We start from the raw sequence: 18,201 nt of genomic DNA, 5'->3' as shown, positions 1-18,201 counted from the left end.
ACTAAAATATTTAGTATTTAAAGTAACTTAATTTAAAATATGCTAGTATATTTAGCAAATAATAGCCTTTATTTGCTAAATACGCATGCAGATACTTACTACTTATTTCCCGACTAGTCACTCTACATCGGCACCCGTGCGGCTTTACGAACACACGGTACCCGCTGGTTTCCCTTCCCCGGCTGCCGATTTTACCGAACGGACTTTAGATTTAAACGAGTATATCGTAAAACGCCCGAGTGCTACTTTTTTTGTAAAAGTAATGGGCGACTCCATGCAAAATGCCGGCATGTACGATGGCGATATTATTGTGGTAGATAAATCCTTAAGGGCGGTAAATGGTAATATTGTATTGGCCATGGTACAAGGCGAGTTTACCGTAAAGCGACTGCAACACGAGGGGAAAAGAGTATTCTTATGGCCCGAAAACGCGAAGTATCAGCCTCTGGAGATAACTCCCGAGATGGATTTTATGGTGTGGGGCGTAGTTATTCACGTATTGCATAAACTATACGGCCATGATCGCGCTGATTGATTGCAACAACTTTTTTGTATCGTGCGAGCGGGTGTTTGAGCCTTGGCTCAATGGCAAACCGGTGGTAGTGTTATCGAATAACGATGGCTGCATTATTTCGCGGTCGCAGGAAGCGAAGGATTTAGGCATTAAAATGGGCGAACCTTTATTTAAAGCAAAACCGCTGATTGAGTGCGAAGGCGTGCGGGTATTTTCGTCTAACTTTATGCTCTACGGCGACATGTCGCGGCGGGTAATGCAAATTTTAAAAACGTTTGGCGAAGTAGAAGTTTACTCCATCGACGAAGCCTTCGTGAACTTGGATCATGTTCCAACTGCTGATTTAGAGAAAAAGGCAATTTCCATCCGGGAAACCATTTGGCAATACTTAAACCTGCCGGTTTGCGTTGGCATAGCTCCTACTAAAACGTTAGCAAAAGTAGCCAATCATTTAGCTAAGAAAAATGCCGCTTATAACGGGATAGCTTTGCTCGATACTCCGGAAAAGCAAGCTGCTACCCGCCGGCATTTAGCCGTTGAAAATATTTGGGGAATAGGCCGGCGATACGCCGTTAAATTACACCAGCACCAGGTTTACACCGCGGCTGATCTGGTAGACCGCAGCGCCGCTTGGGTATACCGGCACTTGGGTGGGGTAGTAGGGGTGCGTCTCCGGCAGGAATTATTGGGTAATCCGTGCCAGGAACTGGATTTAACCGAAGACCCATCGCGCAAGAATATTGCCTGCACCCGCTCTTTTTCGCGATACATTACCACCCTCGACGAATTGCAGGAAGCCGTGGCCACGTACACCACCCGCGCGGCCGAAAAATTACGACTGCAACGTAGCGCCGCCAAAGCCATTACGGTATTCATTCGGACTAATAAATTTTCGGTGCACGCGCCGCAGTACCACCGGGCTACTACTATCGCTTTGCCCATGGCGTCTGCCGATACGGGTGAGTTAATCCGGTACGCGTTGCAGGGTTTGCGGCAGATATTTCAAAATGGATATGCGTATAAAAAAGCCGGGGTTATTTTATCGGAATTTACGCCGGAAAGTCAACTGCAAACCAACTTGTTTGATACCACCGACCGGGATAAAAGTAAAAAGCTAATGATGGCCCTGGATAAACTAAACGCCAAAATGGGTAAAAACGAGTGGGCCGAAAATGTAATTAGTTACGCTGCCGGGGGTACGGATAAAAATTGGAAAATGACTCTTTCTCAAAAAAGCGACCGATATTCTACGCACTGGAAAGAAATTTTAAAAGTTAAAATCTGATAATGAGATCGGCTGTGAAAAGGATAGCTATGATAATAAAATTTAAAATTTTTGATTAACTCAAACCTTAAAATTTAGAGACGGTTCGCCTTCTTTTTACCGGTAAGCAAGAATTACTTTTTGGGGTTTGCTTTAACTAACTCCCGGATAGGCGTTTCGCCGACCAGAACATCTTTTAAAACGGCGCTGCCATTTTTAATACTTACCAGGGCATAAGTTATTTGGGTGGTGTCGTTCTGTAGTTGCTGGTATAATTTCTCCGCATCGGCCGCCTTCGATTCTTCCATGTAATAACGATCAAACGGAAAGTCAATAACTGCTTGTTGGGGTTTATCTTCCGTTACATAACGCACCGTGGTTTTAAAATACGCTTCGGTGGTAGCAGGTTCCTTTTTAGAAATAGCTTTTATGCTAGCAAAACCGGCCTGATCGGTAATTACCGAAACGTAAGCAGTTTCGCCGGGTAACCAATTTTCATTTTTTAGAATTTTAACGGTGTTTCCGGCAAAGTTTAACGTAATGTATTTTCCCCGGAAAGGATCGTAGGGATCAACAGGAGCGGTTTTAAATTTAAATTCTTTACCGGTGGCTAACACTTTTTCCTGATCCAGAATCATTTTGGCCGGAACGTACACCTGAACTAACGCAACCAGCATAAAGGTGGAAATCAGCAGTTTTTTAGAATTCATGGTTTTTTCTCTTTTTAAGTAGCCCGTAATTGGCCAGGAAAAACCCGAGGCCTACCGAAACAAACAAAATACCTCTGATAACAAAACTCAAGTCGGTGTCGAAAAAACGGCAAATGACTAAAGCGGAAATTAACAGCAAACCCAGGTTAAGTAACCCTAAATGATTTTGCCGGGCCCCGTCTTTAACAATTAATACGCCAATCAATAAAATATAAATATTAACGAGCACCACTGCCACCGGCGAGAAAAGCCCCAGCAAAAACAGGAATATAAAAAGTAAAAACGCAGGTGCTATGGGCTGTAAGCGGCTTATTGGTTTGTTTTTTAGGTAAGCGTAAAAAAGTCCGGTAGCTGCTAAGGAGGTTAAAACGGAGGCGTAAAATTCGGGGGCGTTAATTAGTTGGTTAACCGAAAAAGCTTGTTTTATTAAACTTTCCCAAAACCAATTAAAGCTTAAGGCGAGTAATAACGCCACCGTACCCAATGCACCGATAACCTTATAGCCGTTGTTTTTTAGTTTTTGCGTTTTTAAAAAAATTAAATTTCCGAAAAGGTAAAAAGCACCGAAAAGGCTGAAATAAGCGATAAACAATAATTCATCGGCTTTTTGGGCCACCGTTCCCAAAGCAACAGTTACTGATGCCGGAATGAGCCAATGATGAAAAATAATGAAATTGCCCGTGGGTTTGCGCCGGTATAATTGGTAATAATGGGACAGAATGCCCATCAGCAGAAGCCAATACAAATAAGGCGGCGGGGACTTGTAAGACCAGTAACCTAGTTCGGCGGCATAATAGGTAATACCACAAATATACAGTAACGAAACCACCGAAGACGGCATGATATACACCAAAGGCAGCCCCAGCAGCATCCAGGTGAGTAAGAATGTGCCCGTGCCACCCGGAATGTTATAAATCTGGCTTACCAACGCTATGCTGGCACCCACCGCCAGAAACAAAAAAGTAGCCGCACTTTCGCGGTATGCCGTACCCACCTGTTTCTTAATAAGCCCATACCCGCAAAGTACTTGCCCTATCAGCAGCGGTAAAAAAGCCAGCAAAGTTTTGGTTATCCGGGAAAGTTCGTCCCAGTTGTGCGCCAGAATTAAAATAATGCCCAGCCCGATTAACAAAGCTCCCAAAATACCAAAAACAACCAGCAGAGGGTTGGCCGATGAAGTGTTTTTGCTTTTATAATAATCCCGTATCCGGTCGGCTGTTTCGGGCGTAATTACTTCGGCATCCAGCAGTTCGGGTAAGTCTTTGAGTAGGCGCATTATTTTTTAAATTTTTACTTATCCTGGCAGAAGGTAACCAGAGTAAAACGCGCTTAATTTAAAAAATGTATAGCAATATAAGTATATAAAGTGCTTGTATTAGCTACTTCAATAAAAATTATTCTGCAGTTAAATGCCCCAAAACCTTGATTTTTAAAATTTTAAAATTCTGACACCCGCTGATATGCTTAGAGACTACTTACGCCAACTCTACGCATCACAGATGAGAAATCCTGAAATTAGCTCTTATAGCTGTTTAACTTGCTCTACTTTTTGCTATTATAACTCTTTTTCTTTAAAATAGGATTAGGATCCAGGACAACTAAACAGGCTTAACAAATTAATATTAGAAATAACTTCTATGAAGAAATTTAGCGTCGTCCTTATTCTTGCTTTGGGGTTTCTTTCCTTTACCATGCCTGATACTTGGATTAGTACTTCCGGTGATTCAACATTTCAAGTAAGCGCTAAAAGTCTTTTCAATGGCAAAGATCTAACCGGCTGGCACGTGGATGTACCCCAATTAGATAAAGATACGAAGGCTAGAAACCCGTTTGTTGTACGTAATGGTTACTTGGTTAGTCTGGGAACACCGGAAGGGCACCTTATTACGGATGCTATCTACCAAAACTACCGGCTCGAACTAGAATATCGGTTTACCGCTAAACCAGGTAACTGCGGAGCTTTGGTGCATGTGTCTACTCCCAGGGCGCTTTACGAGATGTTTCCTAAATCCATTGAGGTACAGATGATGCACCAGAATGCGGGCGATTTCTGGTGTATTCAGGAAGACATAACGGTACCGGATATGGAAAAGCGCCGGGGACCAAAGAAAGATTGGGGCGTAAACGGCGATAAACTGCGGCGCATTCCCAATTTAACAGATGGTTCTGAAAAGCCTTTGGGCCAATGGAATGCCTTAACGATCGAATGTCTGAACAGGGAGATAAAAGTATGGGTGAATCAGGACTTAGTTAATCATGGTTACAATGCGACCGCCCAACAAGGCCAGATTGCCCTGCAGGCAGAAGGCTCCGAGGTGGAATTTAGAAAAGTACTACTAACTCCCATCACTAAACTTAGCGAATAAAAAAGCTTACAAGCCCAGTAACAGTAGTCGAGTTCCAAGTAATGGCTACAAGCAGTGATTCTCGGTTTCGCTAATATATAAAGAGCAAAAAAACTACTACAAACAAAAAAGCTGCGCCAGCTTATTCGCCACGCAGCTTTTAATTTTTTAAATTTTTAAGACACCGTACCGCCGTTTTTCACTACTGCCGAAGGCTGTACAAAGGCCAAGGAACCATCAGCATTTTCGGCCATCAGAATCATGCCTTGGCTTTGGATGCCTTTGATTTCGCGGGGAGCTAAGTTTACCAGTACCGCTACCTGCTGCCCAATAATGGCTTCCGGGATAAAATACTCGGCAATGCCGCTTACAATGGTGCGTTGATCGATGCCGGTATCAATTTTTAATTTGAGCAGTTTTTTGGTCTTGGCTACTTTCTCGGCTTCCAGGATGGTACCGATGCGGATGTCCATTCTGGAAAAATCATCGAACGTAATGTTTTCTTTGGCTGGGGCGGCTAACGAGTTGGCGAGTAAATTAGCTTGTTTGGTATCCAGTAATTTCTGCACCTGGGCTTCTACCGTAGCATCTTCTATTTTCTCGAACAACAGTTTGGCTTCGCCCAGCGGATGGCCCGGAATGATAAACTCGGCCATGCCGGCTTCGTACCATTTGCCCAAATGAATGTTGAGCATATCGGCCAGTTTTTGCGCCGACGTAGGTAAAAACGGCTCCACCAAAATGCTTAAAGAACCGGCAATTTGCAGGGCAATGTTTAAGATGGTTTTTACCCGGGCTTCGTCGGTTTTAATGAGTTTCCATGGTTCGGTATCAGCGAGGTACTTATTGCCTAAACGTGCCAGGTTCATTACTTCCTGTAAGGCCTCTTTAAAACGGTATTGCTCCAGGGCTGCCGCTACTTTATCCGGGTAGGTTTCAAACTGGCTTAAAACTTCGCGGTCAAAATCGGTTAAAGCATTTTTCTCCGGAACCTGACCGTTAAAGTATTTGTGGGTAAGCACCAGTGCCCGGTTCACAAAATTGCCGAAAATAGCCAGCAGTTCGTTATTGTTGCGGGCCTGAAAATCTTTCCAGGTAAAATCGTTGTCTTTGTTTTCGGGCGCGTTGGCACACAAAACGTAGCGCAGCACATCGGCTTTACCCGGAAAATCCTGCAGGTATTCGTGCAGCCACACGGCCCAGTTGCGCGACGTAGAGATCTTATCGCCTTCTAAATTTAAAAATTCGTTAGCGGGTACATTGTCGGGTAAAATATAGTCGCCGTGTGCTTTGAGCATTACCGGGAAAATAATGCAATGGAACACAATATTATCTTTGCCAATAAAATGCACCAGTTTGGTTTCCGGATCTTGCCAGTAGGTTTTCCAATCCGGGGTTAAATCTTTGGTAGCCGAAATATAGCCAATGGGCGCATCGAACCATACGTATAAAACTTTGCCCTGCGCTTCTTCTAAAGGAACCGGTACGCCCCAATCTAAATCGCGGGTAACGGCGCGGGGTTGCAAACCGCCATCGATCCAGGATTTACACTGGCCGTACACGTTGGTTTTCCAGTCGTTTTTGTGGCCCTCTACAATCCATTCGCGCAACCAGTCTTCGTATCCATCCAGGGGCAAATACCAGTGTTTGGTTTCTTTAAGCACCGGCTGCTCGCCGCTCAGCATACTTTTAGGGTTAATTAGCTCCGTCGGGCTTAAGGAAGAACCGCATTTCTCACATTGGTCGCCGTAAGCATTTTCGTTGCCACAACGCGGGCACGTACCCACAATGTAACGGTCGGCCAAAAATTGCTGGCTTTTTTCGTCGAAGTACTGCTGCGAAGTTTTTTCTTCGAATACGCCTTTTTCGTATAGGTTGGTAAAAAAGCCGGAGGCGGTTTCGTGGTGCGTTGTGTTGGAAGTGCGGGAATAAATATCGAAGGAAATATTAAACTCGGCGAACGAATTTTTAATTATTTCGTGGTATTTATCTACGATTTGCTGCGGCGTAATACCTTCTTTTTGCGCCCGGATGGTAATGGGCACACCGTGTTCGTCGGAGCCACATACAAATTTTACGTCGGCACCTTTCGAACGCAAATAGCGCACGTAAATATCGGCGGGAATATATACCCCGGCTAAGTGGCCAATGTGCACCGGCCCATTGGCGTAAGGTAAAGCGGCGGTTACGGTATATCGTTTATATTCTGTATTCATTTTTTCGGGGGTTGGGGTGCAAATATAGAAAATTGCTTCGTGATTACGTGGAAGCTACACCGGAACCAAAACAAAAGCCAGTTCCCGGGGTATAATTAGTTGCAGAATTTTAAAAAATTAACAATAATTTAATATCTGATAAGCTGCTTTTTAAGTATAAATTAATGCGATATTACGTGGCTTAACTTTGCGGTAAGGCTACGTATTTTAAAAATAATTTAAGCGCTTTAACTATTATGAAAAAAACGGATAAGAAGAAATCAAGTAAGAAAAAAACAACGGCCAGCAAGAATAAAAAACTGCCCTCGAAAGAATTACAACGTGACTTTAACAAGCGCATGAAAGCTTTGGTGCGCGACGTTAAAAAAGAAACGCAAGCCACCATTAAAAATGTATTGAAAGAAGCTAAACGCAAAATTCACGAAGGTTCGGAGTTTGTGATGAATGATGTGTTAAATTCGATTGTATCTACGGTAGAAAATGCAGAAGAAGCCGTAATGGGTAAAAAAGAGCAGAAAGCTAGCAAAAAAGAAAAAGCGAAAGGTGCTGAAAATACTACCGAGAATAAAGTTAACGATGCTGCTCCGGAATCCGAAACCGCTACTGCTCCCGTTGCCGCGGAAGTAAAACCCGCTCCGGTTCGCTCAACCCGTTCGGCCAGTAAAGCAAGCGCTGCCCCAACTTCTAAAAAGCCAGCTACATCCCGGGCCAGCAAACCGGCCGCAGTACCAGTAGTGGCACCCACCGCCGCAGAAGCAACAACTCCGGAATAATTTAGAAATGTTCTTGTTGCAGCTAAATTTTTAAATTTTATCGTTTTTCCGTCGGTAAATACCGGCATTGCTGGTTACCGGCGGAAAAACGAAATTCTTGAGCTATTTAACCGGATGAAACTGCGTAATATCCAGGGTGCCGTCGCAGAAAGAATATTCGTGGGCAATGTTGGAGCAAACCACTACCAGCCGATTTTTTCGGTTTTCGGTTACGTGCTCGAGGTACCAGTTAATGCCTGTCTGGTCTAAATTAGTGGTGGGTTCATCGAGGAGCAAAAGGGGAGCATCGGTGTAAATGGCCAAACCTAGTTTTAAGCGCTGTTTCATGCCCGACGAAAAATCCTTCACGAATTTATGCCGCGCTTTCTCCAGGTACATGCGCTCAATTAATTGGTTGGGGGTAAGTTGGCGGAGTGGTTTAAATCGGGTATGAAACTGCAATAATTCTGTTAAAGTAAATTCCTCTACTAACTCCAGGTAGGGCGCCGAAAAAGAAAGATACCGGTAAATTTCGTCTACGGGTATTGCCTGTGAATTATTTTGGTACGCAATAGAACCTTCGCTGGGGAGTATACTGCCCGATAAGGTATTCATAAAGGTGGATTTTCCGGAGCCATTGTACCCCAAAATAGCATAGGCTTTACCAGAAACAAATTCGTAGGAAAGGTGCCGAAAAATCCAGTCGTAATTATAGCGTTTGCCAAGCTTGGTCAGCTTAATCTGCATCTTTTTGCGAGTAACCCCGGATAACGCCCCTCTCCGAAGTCCGGAAGAAATTAATGATTTCGTCGCGTTCGTCGCTGGGTACCATTTCTAACTCAATTTTATCTAAAGCCGCCGCATAGTTTAACCCACTTAGGAATATGATGCGGTAAATCTGCTGAATTTCGTTAATTTGTTCATTGGTATAACCCCGCCGACGTAAACCAACTGAATTAATACCAGCATAAGAAAGCGGTTCGCGAGCGGCTTTTATAAAAGGAGGAACATCCTTCCGGACCAAAGAACCACCACCTACCATGGTATGGGCACCAATTTTTACAAATTGCTGCACGGCCGTGGTACCACCAATAAATACAAAATCCTGTACTTCAATGTGGCCGGCTAATTGCACTGAATTAGCAACAATTACATTATTACCAATAATGCAATCATGGGCTACGTGCACATAGGCCATAATTAAACAGTTATTGCCTATGTTGGTGGTGTTTTTATCTAAGGCTGTACCCCGGTTAATGGTAACACATTCCCGGATAACGGAATTGTCGCCTATATATACGGTGCTGGGCTCGCCTTTATATTTTAAATCCTGAGGTGCAGCAGATATAACACAACCCGGGTATAATTTGCAGTTTTTGCCAATGCGGGCACCCTCCATAATAGTAACGTTGGGGCCTACCCAGGTGCCTTCTCCAATTTCTACATTTTTATATATGGTTGAAAATGGCTCTACTACTACATTTTGGGCAATTTTGGCTTCCGGGTGAATATAGGCTAATGGTTGATTCATTCTTTCTGTTAAATTAAAAATTATGAATTAAAAATTAGAAATTATATAGCCAGGATAATTGCAACGTTGCTGTCTGGCCATTTTTAATAAGAATTAGTTAATCAAAAAGAATGCTAGTTGCATTATCTGAAATTTCTAATTCATAATTTCTAATTCATAATTCTTTTACACCCCTTCCTTCCGGACGATGCTCGCCGACATTTCGGCTTCCATTACTACTTTACCGTTTACAAAAGCTTTGCCTTCCATTTTGGCAATACCCCGTTTAATAGGTGCCAAAAGCCAGCATTTAAAAATAATGGTATCGCCCGGAATAACTTTGCGCCGGAAGCGGCACTTGTCTACTCCCATAAAATACGTCCAGTAATTTTCCGGATCAGGTACGGTGCTTAATACCAAAATACCGCCGGTTTGGGCCATGGCTTCAATTTGAATAACTCCTGGTAAAACCGGGTTACCCGGAAAGTGGCCTTGAAAGAACGGTTCGTTCAGCGTAATATTTTTCACCCCGATCACAGTATTTTCGTCGAGGTAAATAATTTTATCAATCAGCAGGAATGGGTAGCGGTGCGGTAAAGTTTGGCTGATTTTATTAATGTCCATTACGGGTTCCTTGGTAGGATCGTAGGTGGGCACGTTTTGAATAGCCGCTTCCTGCATTTGTTTTTTAATTTTTTTGGCAAAAGCTACGTTGGCGGCGTGGCCCGGACGAGCCGCTAAAATCTGGCCTTTTAAGGGCCGGCCTACTAAGGCTAAATCGCCAATTAAATCGAGCAGTTTGTGGCGGGCCGGTTCGTTTTTATAACGCAATTCTACGTTATTTAAAATTCCTTCTTTTTTTACCGCTACTTTGGGTTTATTTAAAAGCGTGGCCAGGTTGGATAGTTCTTCTTCGGTAACTACCCGGTCTACTACCACAATGGCGTTGGCTAAATCGCCGCCTTTAATTAAATTTTGCTTGTAAAGGGCTTCCAGTTCGTGCAAAAAACAAAAAGTACGGCTGGAGGCAATCTGATCCCGGAACTGTTCAATATCAGTAATAGAAGCATGTTGGCTGCCGAGCACCGGGGAATTATAATCCACCATAACGGTTACGCGGTAATCATTTAGGGGCAAGGCCGCTAATTCTACTTCGCGTTCGCTGTCTTTGTAATGAATACCCTGCGGAATTTCAAAATAGTTGCGCAGCGCGTTTTGTTCTTCCAGGCCGGCTGCTTCCAGAGCATGAATAAATTCAATAGAAGATCCATCCATAATGGGTGGTTCCGGACCATCCAGTTGAATGAGCACATTATCAATTTGCAGACCTACCACGGCTGCCAGCGTATGCTCCACGGTGTTTACCCGCGCGCCATTTTGTTCAATGGTAGTGCCCCGGGATAAATCTACCACATTATCTACGTCGGCGGCCACAATGGGCTGGCCCGGCAGATCAACGCGTTGGAATTTGTATCCATGATTTACCGGCGCCGGTAAAAAAGTCATGTTGGCCATTACGCCCGTGTGCAAGCCAATGCCCGATACTGTAACCGGCGACTTAATGGTGTGTTGTTTATCGTTCATTTACAAAGTACGCGTAACGTTTTTAATGAGACGTATAACGTTATAATTAATTGAAGTTCAGTTAAAATGCAACTGTTACTGGCGTGTATTACCCGGTTATTTCTTTACTTAAAAGCCGCGCTGCAAGTTAAATTTTTTCTTTGAGTTCGTTTAATTGTTTTTCTAATTCGGGCAAGCGCCGCAATACAGCCAGAGCACGTAAGTTTTGTTTATAATCAAAAGCCGGCGAACCCTGAATAAAAGTACCTTCTTCTTTTACCGATTTAGAAACGCCGGATTGGGCGCCGATGGTTGTTTTATTGGCTATGGCTATATGCCCCACAATGCCTACCTGCCCGGCAATAACGCAATTATCCCCGATTTTGCTGGAGCCGGAAATGCCGGATTGTGCTGCTATAACGGTATTTCGGCCTACTTCTACGTTATGAGCCAGCATTACCAGGTTATCGATTTTAGTGCCTTCGCGCACTACGGTAGAGCCCATGGTAGCGCAATCGATGGTAGTGTTGGCGCCAATGTTTACTCTATCTTCCAGAATTACATTGCCTAATTGCGGAATATCGCGGTAGGTACCATCTTTCTGGGGCGCAAAACCAAAACCCGGACTGCCAATAACCGCTCCCGCATGAATAATACAATCGTTGCCAATCACACAATCGGCGTAAATTTTAGCGCCGGCAAAAATAGTGGTGTTGTTGCCAATAGTAACATTATCGCCCACATAGGCTTGCGGGTAAATGCGTACATTATCGCCGATGCGGCAGTTATGGCCAATATACGAAAACGCGCCCCGGTAATGAGCTTCGCCAATAATAACGTTTTCGCCTATAAAACTAGGGCTTTCTACGCCCTGCATTAAACGGCCTTTTAATTTCTGATATTCTTCCAGCAGTTGCGTAAAACTCAAATACGGATCTTCTACCCGGATGAGGGCCGCCTGGGTTGGTAGCTTTAACTCTAGTTGATGCGATACAATTACCGCTGTAGCTGCTGTGGTATATAAGAAATGTTCATATTTTAAGTTCGACAAAAAAGCCAGAGAGCCTTCCCGGGCTTCTTCAATTTTTTCCAGTTTATATACGGAAGCTGCTGCATTGCCTTCTACTGTTCCTCCCAATAACTCAGCTATTTGTCCGACGGTAAATTTCATGGCTCAAAAATAATAAAGAATTTAATTAAAGTGCCATTTCTTTAAGGTTGGCGGGTTAATATTGTTGCTAATTGAACAGATATCAGCTGGTAAATTGGATTAATATGCGGTATGTGGTTCATTATTAGGTAATTATTTTTGCAAGCTGTAAAATCTTGTCTGTTGAGCCAGATGTTATTCTTTTGGAAGATAAAAACGAAAAAGAAAGCCGGATTTAGCTTGGCAACAAGGTTTTTATTTAAAGATTTAAAATAAGACTTAGGATTTGCACTAGCGCAGCAAATTAAAAAGCCACCATTTTTTAAAAAAAGGGCCGCCGCACCCCTGATCTTAATCAGGTTTGGGCAAAGTTGCCGATGTTTGGCGGGGATAAAAGCATTTTGTTCGTAAAGTAAGTTTTATAACCTTTTTGCTTTTTAGGGGAGTAAACGCCTTTGGCTTTAAGCTTAAAATAACAAAAATTTAAAAAATTTAGCTTCAGGCTGCCATTGGCTACAAAACCATCCAGAAGCGCATTGATATCCCGGGAAAGCGGGTTGGCTATGGTGCCCGTGTAAATAAATGGTATCGAACCGGGTTTACCTTACGTTCCGGAAATTCCCTAAATTAATATAATCAGAAAACCAGCGCCAGCGCTGGGTTAATTATGCTTTTGGGGAGTAGCAACTTAGCCAGAAATGTAAAAAAATTAAAAAGGACCAGTTGCTTGCAACTGGTCCTTTTTAATGATAGGAAAGTTTTTAAGATTAACCTTTTTTTAAATATTGCGCGGCTTCTTTCGCAAAATAAGTCAGGATGATATCGGCTCCCGCCCGTTTCATGCTCATTAAGCATTCCATCATGGCTTTTTGACCGTCAATCCATCCATTTTGGGCAGCGGCTTTTACCATAGCGTATTCGCCGCTTACGTTATAGGCCGCAATGGGCAAATGCGAGTTATCGCGGAGTAATTTAATTACATCCAGGTAAGCCAGGGCGGGCTTTACCATTAAGTAATCGGCTCCTTCGGCGGTATCTAGTTCAGCTTCCAATAAAGCTTCGCGGCTGTTAGCGGGATTCATCTGGTAGGTTTTTTTATCGCCAAACTTTGGCGCCGAAGCTAAAGCATCGCGGAACGGGCCGTAAAAAGCGCCGGCGTATTTAGCGGTATAGCTCATGATGGCTACATTCTGAAACCCGTTCTGATCGAGCTTTTCCCGGATAAAACCTACCCGCCCATCCATCATATCGGAGGGCGCAATAATGTCGGCGCCGGCGCGGGCTTGTTCCAGGGCCATTTTACCAAGAATTTCTAGTGTCGCATCGTTCAGGATTTCGCCGTTGTCTACAATGCCATCGTGCCCATCCGAAGAGTAAGGGTCCATGGCTACATCGGTTACCAGTACTACCTCCGGAAAATTCTTTTTTACTTCCCGGATAAACGAAGGAAACAAGCCTTCGGGGTTAAAGCTTTCGGTAGCAAAACGGTCTTTTTGACTTTCGGGAATGTTAGGGAAAGGGGCAAAAGCTTTTACGCCTAAGTCTACGCAAGCCGCAATTTCATCGAGCATCCGGTCGGTAGAATAGCGTGCAATGCCCGGCATGGAGGTAATTTCTTCTTTTTTGTTTTCGCCCTCCAGTACAAAAATAGGATATATAAAATCGTGAACGGTAAGGTTATTCTCCTGCACCAAATTCCGGATTACCTCGGTTCTCCGGTTACGGCGCGGACGTCTGGTTAAGTTCATGGGGTAAAATTTAAAATTTTTAAAATTTCGGTTTTAATTAACCGCCTACTTATACCACAAAGTTTAGACTTGTGCCGTTCCCTTGCAAGTAAATAACTTAATTCTTTTGATTGCTAACAAGCCGTATCTTTATAGCCTTAATTTTATTTCTCGGAGTCAGAATAAATGTTAGCTGTTTTGGCGATGGTAATATCTGGTTAGTTGCCAAACGGAACAAAACAAAAAAAGCCAGCTATGCTGGCTTTAAGTAAATTTTTAAATTTTAATATTCTAGCCTGGCAGTTTTTCTCCTTCTTTAAAGAAATTATTCAGGATAGCTATTACCTGGGGCATTTCCAGGGGTTCATCAAAAGCTTCTGAAGCGGCATTGGCACTTACTAGGTTCGCAATATTTACGGTAGCTTGCGTGGTAGTTTCTTCGCCGTCGTAAATAGGTTGCGTAAACTCAGGTAGGTTGCCCCTGTCTTTTAAGGTAATCCAGGGTTTGTTGTTTTCTAAGTTTTGGCCGTCGCCGCGCAGGCGGCGGAAATAAGCTGCGTGCCGGGCTTCTGCCGAATGGATTTGCAAAGCCGTTTGCAAAATGGCGTCGTTGGCCATGATGGCGGGTTTAGGCGCCTGGCCTTTATACGCCCGAATGCCGGTGTCTTCGAAAGCTTGGCCCAAGGCTAAAATAGTTGGATAATCCGCAAACGGATCGTTTATTTTGCCGCCAGCAGTATAATCTAACCGCGATTCTGCTATAACAACGGGAGTGCCACCTAAATCCTGAATGGCTTTTTTTAGCGTTTCTACGTGCCCTAACTCATTGTCCCGGATAATGGTTAAGCCTGTTTTAAATTCGGCGGGCAGGTTGGGGCTATTGGCATCTAATACCTTGCTGTAATAAGTAGAGTCGGTTAGCTCGGCCGTTAAAGCAAAGTTTAGAATGGCAATAATATCGGCATTGTTGCTGGTTTGGCCATACGCTTTATTAAATACCGCGCCAAAAGCTACTGGTACCGCGGCCGCAGCCAATTTCTTACCAAAACCACTCATGTGTTTAAATACTTGCCGACGGCTATCGAAGCGTTCGTATACCTCCGGATCTACTTTTTCAATTTCTGAAAATATATTAAAAATATTCATGATGTTTTATCTTAATTAACTGGTTGGCAAACTACTGGCATTTATATCATTTTTGATGAAAGGCTTCGCTAAGGCCAGCACTTCGTTTGGCATTAAGGCTAAGTCTAAACCTTTATCGTTTATAATATTTTCGTCGCCGGGTTTAGGTGAAGCTCCTCCCCGGGCGGCAAACGTGTTTTGTTTCAGCATCTCCCGGATTTCGGCCGCGTGGCGGGCTTCTACCGAAACAATTTTACCGGCTAAAGCCAGGTTGGTGGCCATAGTTAATAGTTTGCCGGCTCCGTTATAGGCCGCTACGCCTACGTCTTCAAAAGTGCGGGCCGCCATTAAAACAACATTCCGATCAGCCATGTTTACCAAAGAAAAATCGGGGGTTAAAGCCGGAATAGCGGCGTTTCCGAGTACCGATTTAAAAAAGTCGCGGTGAGCTACTTCGTGGTCGCGGATATCGGTTAATACTGCTCGTTCGGTAGCATTAGTAAAAGTAGTATTAAACGTCGTGCTCTTCACCAACATATCGTAAAACGCCGCTTCTAATTGCTCCAGCGCGTAAGCATAATTTAAAATTCCGGTATCGCCGGAGCCCAGGTTAACTGCCGGTATTTCGTTCGGGTTAGGAGGCGGGGTTGGGGGCTGATACACTACGCCGTTAAATTTGCCATCGTCGTCGTCGTTGCAACCAGAAAGAATAAGCGCCGATAAAGCTGCTCCCGCACCAGCGTATTTTATAAAAGATCTTCTTTGTAAAGGAGAAGATATATCAAGGGTATTATCCGCTTTTTTGTCTCGCGGATTTATAATTTTTGACATATTTTAACAATAAAGATTAAACTACAATTAATAAAATTAAAATGTTGATGCGCGCTAATCTTTAAAGGCCTTTAAGAGTGCTTTGGCATTTGGATTTGCTTACGGGTTCCTGTAAAAAAAGGATTTTAACGTAACTGCAATAGCAGTAATTATACGGACAAGGTAAATACAGGGTAAATAGAATTATACCTTAATTTAGTGGATTGTTTTTCTTATTGTATTGAATAAAAATAAGATGGAGCAAGAATAATATTTGCAAAATTTCCGTATAAATACTTGATTCACTGACTTGGGATGTTGAGTGTGATTTGTATTTTTATTATAAAGCCGCATAAAACAATTTTAGCATGCAAATGTTTGGCATTTCATTAAAAATATAACGGGTTTTATTGTATAGGCTAATAGTTATTCTTGTATTTTAATGAGTTGATCCGGCTGATGCGCTTAATTCCTGGAATAAGAATTTAGAGTAGGCAAGTCAAAAAGTAAGGTATTGACTGGAGATGTTACCCACCAGAATTTTAAATTTTTAAAATTCTGGTAAAAGGCGCTAGCTGGTTAAACTATAAACCAACCGGAATGACGACTCCGCCACTTAATAAAGTGGCTTTAAGTGTTCTGCTTTTAAGCCAGAATTTTAAAAATAACTCCGGGAGCTATGCAACATAAGCCAATAATAGTACTACGAACCAGGCAAAGTTAGTGCTTACTAAACTTAAGAAATATGGCGCGTGCGAGTACGGGTAAATGAATTACGGGTAAATGAATTTGGTGCGGTAAACCTAAAAAGCAGCAATTGTTTTTTGAATAATGTTGCAGCATTCGTGTAGTTGGTTTTCGGTAATTACAAGGGGTGGCGCAAACCGGATAATGTCGCCGTGGGTAGGTTTAGCCAATAAACCATTTTCTTTTAAAGCTAAACATACATCCCAGGCGGTACGGCCATCCAGCGTGGGTTTAATAACAAGGGCGTTGAGCAAACCTTTGCCGCGCACCAATTGCACCACTTCCGGATATTGTTGCTGAATTTGCCGCATGCGTTCCCGAAAAATTTCTCCCAGTTTAAAAGCATTTTCAATTAAGTTTTCTTCTTGCATTACTTCCAAAGCGGCCACAGCTACGGCACAGGCTAAAGGGTTGCCGCCATACGTAGAACCATGCTGTCCTGGTTTCAGGCACAACATAATAGCATCATCGGCCAGCACCGCCGAAACCGGTAATACGCCCCCCGACAAAGCTTTGCCCAGAATCAACACATCCGGACGAATGTTTTCGTAATCCGAAGCCAATAATTTTCCGGTGCGGCCAATCCCTGTCTGAATTTCATCGGCCATAAACAACACCCGGTATCTTTCGCAAAGCGCTTTGGCCTGGCTTAAATATCCTTTGGAGGGCACGTATACGCCGGCTTCTCCTTGGATTGGCTCTACCAGAAAACCGCATACGTGCGGATTTTGCAAGGCTTCTTCCAAGGCAGCTAAATCATCGTAAGGCACCACTTTATAACCAGGCATAAAAGGGCCAAACCCACTGGTGGAATCGGGGTCGGTAGAAAACGAAATAATACCGGTGGTACGGCCATGAAAGTTATGTTCCACCACCACTATTTCGGCCTGGTACCGGGGAATGCCTTTTTCTTCGTAGCCCCATTTACGGGCTAGTTTAATGGCCGTTTCCACCGCTTCGGCGCCCGAGTTCATGAGTAAAGCTTTTTCAAAACCAAAATAGTCGCAAATGTATTTCTCGCATTCTCCCAGTTTGTCGTTGTAAAATGCCCGGGAGGTAAGAGTAAGCACCTGCGCTTGCTCCGTTAAAGCCTGAATAATTTTAGGATGGCAATGCCCTTGGTTTACCGCGCTATAAGCCGACAAAAAATCGAAATATGGTTTGCCTTCTACGTCCCACAAATACACGCCTTGCCCACGTGCCAATACCACCGGCAGCGGGTGATAGTTATGCGCACCGTATTTTTCTTCGAGGTCGATGGCTTGTTGGCTGGAGGTAATGCGGGTGGTATTCATAGGCGAAACTTTCATAATGGTACATCTGCTTTAAACTAACAGGTACGGACATTGCTGCTTAACAGGTTAAAATTACCGACAACTCTTGGTTAAATCAAAAGCAGGATATAACCAGGAACGTGTACCTTTGCCCCGTAAATTTAAAATTTTTAAAATTTTTGAAGCCTGACAAATTACCGTCTTTAGAACCCGGCGATTTTTATTTTAATGAGCAAGGCTATATGGTATTTACCGCTGCCTATCATTTAAAGCGGGGCTTTTGCTGTAAAAACGGCTGTAAACATTGCCCTTATGGTTTTAAAAAAAAGAGTAAGTAAAAGCCGGTTATAGAAGCGTTGTTATACTGTTTTAACCAACTTTGTATTGGCGATTTAAGGATGAGAAGTTGGTGGCAAAAGCAATTTTTTAAATTTATTTATTTCTGAGGTTTGATATTCTGCTATTTTTTCGGATATTTGCGTCCCTTTTAAGAT

The 18,201-nt window shown here is 43.3% G+C and carries 16 protein-coding genes; 5 read left to right on the top strand and 11 right to left on the bottom strand.

What is annotated here, in order from left to right; genetic code table 11:
• The first annotated feature begins 85 nt into the window (after nt 1-85).
• Both HUW51_RS04795 and HUW51_RS04790 read left to right on the top strand, forming a co-directional pair.
• On the top strand, nt 86-535 hold the full coding sequence (locus HUW51_RS04795) for a LexA family protein (RefSeq protein WP_185272859.1): 450 nt from the start codon (nt 86-88) through the stop codon (nt 533-535).
• The gene (locus HUW51_RS04790) at nt 519-1,799 is read left to right on the top strand and encodes a Y-family DNA polymerase (protein ID WP_185272858.1); all 1,281 of its coding nucleotides are present in this window, start codon (nt 519-521) and stop codon (nt 1,797-1,799) included. The genes HUW51_RS04795 and HUW51_RS04790 overlap by 17 nt, the downstream gene beginning before the upstream one ends.
• Nucleotides 1,800-1,912: 113 nt before the next feature.
• Here the strand turns inward: HUW51_RS04790 and HUW51_RS04785 are convergent, their stop codons facing one another.
• Both HUW51_RS04785 and HUW51_RS04780 read right to left on the bottom strand, forming a co-directional pair.
• Nucleotides 1,913-2,488 (bottom strand): GDYXXLXY domain-containing protein, encoded by a 576-nt coding sequence (locus HUW51_RS04785; protein WP_185272857.1) that lies wholly within the window; start codon nt 2,486-2,488, stop codon nt 1,913-1,915.
• A complete protein-coding gene (locus tag HUW51_RS04780; RefSeq protein ID WP_185272856.1) occupies nt 2,478-3,764 on the bottom strand; it encodes a DUF2157 domain-containing protein in 1,287 nt (428 codons plus the stop codon). Before HUW51_RS04780 ends, HUW51_RS04785 begins: the two co-directional genes overlap by 11 nt.
• A 415-nt stretch (nt 3,765-4,179) precedes the next feature.
• On the opposite strand from HUW51_RS04780, the gene HUW51_RS04775 reads away from it, so the two are divergent.
• A complete protein-coding gene (locus tag HUW51_RS04775; RefSeq protein WP_185272855.1) occupies nt 4,180-4,854 on the top strand; it encodes a 3-keto-disaccharide hydrolase in 675 nt (224 codons plus the stop codon).
• A gap of 155 nt (nt 4,855-5,009) precedes the next feature.
• On the opposite strand, the gene metG is transcribed toward HUW51_RS04775, so the two are convergent.
• Entirely contained in the window at nt 5,010-7,049 is a 2,040-nt protein-coding gene (metG, locus tag HUW51_RS04770; protein WP_185272854.1) for a methionine--tRNA ligase, read from the bottom strand.
• A gap of 236 nt (nt 7,050-7,285) precedes the next feature.
• On the opposite strand from metG, the gene HUW51_RS04765 reads away from it, so the two are divergent.
• Entirely contained in the window at nt 7,286-7,822 is a 537-nt protein-coding gene (locus HUW51_RS04765; RefSeq protein WP_185272853.1) for a hypothetical protein, read from the top strand.
• Between the two features lie 102 nt (nt 7,823-7,924).
• Here HUW51_RS04765 and HUW51_RS04760 read toward each other — a convergent pair whose 3' ends face one another.
• The 8 genes from HUW51_RS04760 to rocD form a co-directional block, all read right to left on the bottom strand.
• Nucleotides 7,925-8,548 carry an ABC transporter ATP-binding protein gene (locus HUW51_RS04760; protein WP_185272852.1) on the bottom strand — a complete coding sequence of 208 codons (624 nt, stop codon included), beginning with the start codon at nt 8,546-8,548 and terminating at the stop codon, nt 7,925-7,927.
• Nucleotides 8,538-9,332, bottom strand: a complete 795-nt coding sequence (gene lpxA / locus HUW51_RS04755; protein ID WP_185272851.1) for an acyl-ACP--UDP-N-acetylglucosamine O-acyltransferase — start codon at nt 9,330-9,332, stop codon at nt 8,538-8,540. Before lpxA ends, HUW51_RS04760 begins: the two co-directional genes overlap by 11 nt.
• Before the next feature lie 165 nt (nt 9,333-9,497).
• Complete coding sequence (locus tag HUW51_RS04750; protein WP_185272850.1) at nt 9,498-10,895, bottom strand: bifunctional UDP-3-O-[3-hydroxymyristoyl] N-acetylglucosamine deacetylase/3-hydroxyacyl-ACP dehydratase; 1,398 nt, start codon at nt 10,893-10,895, stop codon at nt 9,498-9,500.
• 127 nt (nt 10,896-11,022) lie between these two features.
• The gene (lpxD, locus tag HUW51_RS04745; protein ID WP_185272849.1) at nt 11,023-12,045 is read right to left on the bottom strand and encodes a UDP-3-O-(3-hydroxymyristoyl)glucosamine N-acyltransferase; all 1,023 of its coding nucleotides are present in this window, start codon (nt 12,043-12,045) and stop codon (nt 11,023-11,025) included.
• A 746-nt stretch (nt 12,046-12,791) separates the two neighbouring features.
• Nucleotides 12,792-13,772 carry a porphobilinogen synthase gene (gene hemB, locus HUW51_RS04740; RefSeq protein WP_185272848.1) on the bottom strand — a complete coding sequence of 327 codons (981 nt, stop codon included), beginning with the start codon at nt 13,770-13,772 and terminating at the stop codon, nt 12,792-12,794.
• 270 nt (nt 13,773-14,042) lie between these two features.
• On the bottom strand, nt 14,043-14,897 hold the full coding sequence (locus tag HUW51_RS04735) for a ferritin-like domain-containing protein (protein WP_185272847.1): 855 nt from the start codon (nt 14,895-14,897) through the stop codon (nt 14,043-14,045).
• 15 nt (nt 14,898-14,912) lie between these two features.
• Nucleotides 14,913-15,707 carry a ferritin-like domain-containing protein gene (locus tag HUW51_RS04730; protein WP_185272846.1) on the bottom strand — a complete coding sequence of 265 codons (795 nt, stop codon included), beginning with the start codon at nt 15,705-15,707 and terminating at the stop codon, nt 14,913-14,915.
• A 782-nt stretch (nt 15,708-16,489) separates the two neighbouring features.
• A complete protein-coding gene (gene rocD / locus HUW51_RS04725; RefSeq protein WP_185274427.1) occupies nt 16,490-17,728 on the bottom strand; it encodes an ornithine--oxo-acid transaminase in 1,239 nt (412 codons plus the stop codon).
• A 158-nt stretch (nt 17,729-17,886) separates the two neighbouring features.
• Between rocD and HUW51_RS04720 the strand changes: the two genes are divergently transcribed.
• Nucleotides 17,887-18,045, top strand: coding sequence for a DUF5522 domain-containing protein (locus HUW51_RS04720; RefSeq protein ID WP_185272845.1), 159 nt, complete (start codon nt 17,887-17,889; stop codon nt 18,043-18,045).
• The last annotated feature ends 156 nt before the right edge of the window (nt 18,046-18,201 follow it).

The organism is Adhaeribacter swui (assembly GCF_014217805.1).
In the GTDB taxonomy this organism is placed as follows: Bacteria; Bacteroidota; Bacteroidia; order Cytophagales; family Hymenobacteraceae; genus Adhaeribacter; species Adhaeribacter swui.
This window is presented reverse-complemented; position numbering and strand designations above follow the sequence as displayed.

Coding starts and splice junctions, on each gene's coding strand:
- HUW51_RS04795 (WP_185272859.1), top strand. CDS start 86: ATGCAGATACTTACTACTTATTTCCCGACTAGTCACTCTACATCGGCA.
- HUW51_RS04790 (WP_185272858.1), top strand. CDS start 519: ATGATCGCGCTGATTGATTGCAACAACTTTTTTGTATCGTGCGAGCGG.
- HUW51_RS04785 (WP_185272857.1), bottom strand. CDS start 2,488: ATGAATTCTAAAAAACTGCTGATTTCCACCTTTATGCTGGTTGCGTTA.
- HUW51_RS04780 (WP_185272856.1), bottom strand. CDS start 3,764: ATGCGCCTACTCAAAGACTTACCCGAACTGCTGGATGCCGAAGTAATT.
- HUW51_RS04775 (WP_185272855.1), top strand. CDS start 4,180: ATGCCTGATACTTGGATTAGTACTTCCGGTGATTCAACATTTCAAGTA.
- metG (WP_185272854.1), bottom strand. CDS start 7,049: ATGAATACAGAATATAAACGATATACCGTAACCGCCGCTTTACCTTAC.
- HUW51_RS04765 (WP_185272853.1), top strand. CDS start 7,286: ATGAAAAAAACGGATAAGAAGAAATCAAGTAAGAAAAAAACAACGGCC.
- HUW51_RS04760 (WP_185272852.1), bottom strand. CDS start 8,548: ATGCAGATTAAGCTGACCAAGCTTGGCAAACGCTATAATTACGACTGG.
- lpxA (WP_185272851.1), bottom strand. CDS start 9,332: ATGAATCAACCATTAGCCTATATTCACCCGGAAGCCAAAATTGCCCAA.
- HUW51_RS04750 (WP_185272850.1), bottom strand. CDS start 10,895: ATGAACGATAAACAACACACCATTAAGTCGCCGGTTACAGTATCGGGC.
- lpxD (WP_185272849.1), bottom strand. CDS start 12,045: ATGAAATTTACCGTCGGACAAATAGCTGAGTTATTGGGAGGAACAGTA.
- hemB (WP_185272848.1), bottom strand. CDS start 13,772: ATGAACTTAACCAGACGTCCGCGCCGTAACCGGAGAACCGAGGTAATC.
- HUW51_RS04735 (WP_185272847.1), bottom strand. CDS start 14,897: ATGAATATTTTTAATATATTTTCAGAAATTGAAAAAGTAGATCCGGAG.
- HUW51_RS04730 (WP_185272846.1), bottom strand. CDS start 15,707: ATGTCAAAAATTATAAATCCGCGAGACAAAAAAGCGGATAATACCCTT.
- rocD (WP_185274427.1), bottom strand. CDS start 17,728: ATGAATACCACCCGCATTACCTCCAGCCAACAAGCCATCGACCTCGAA.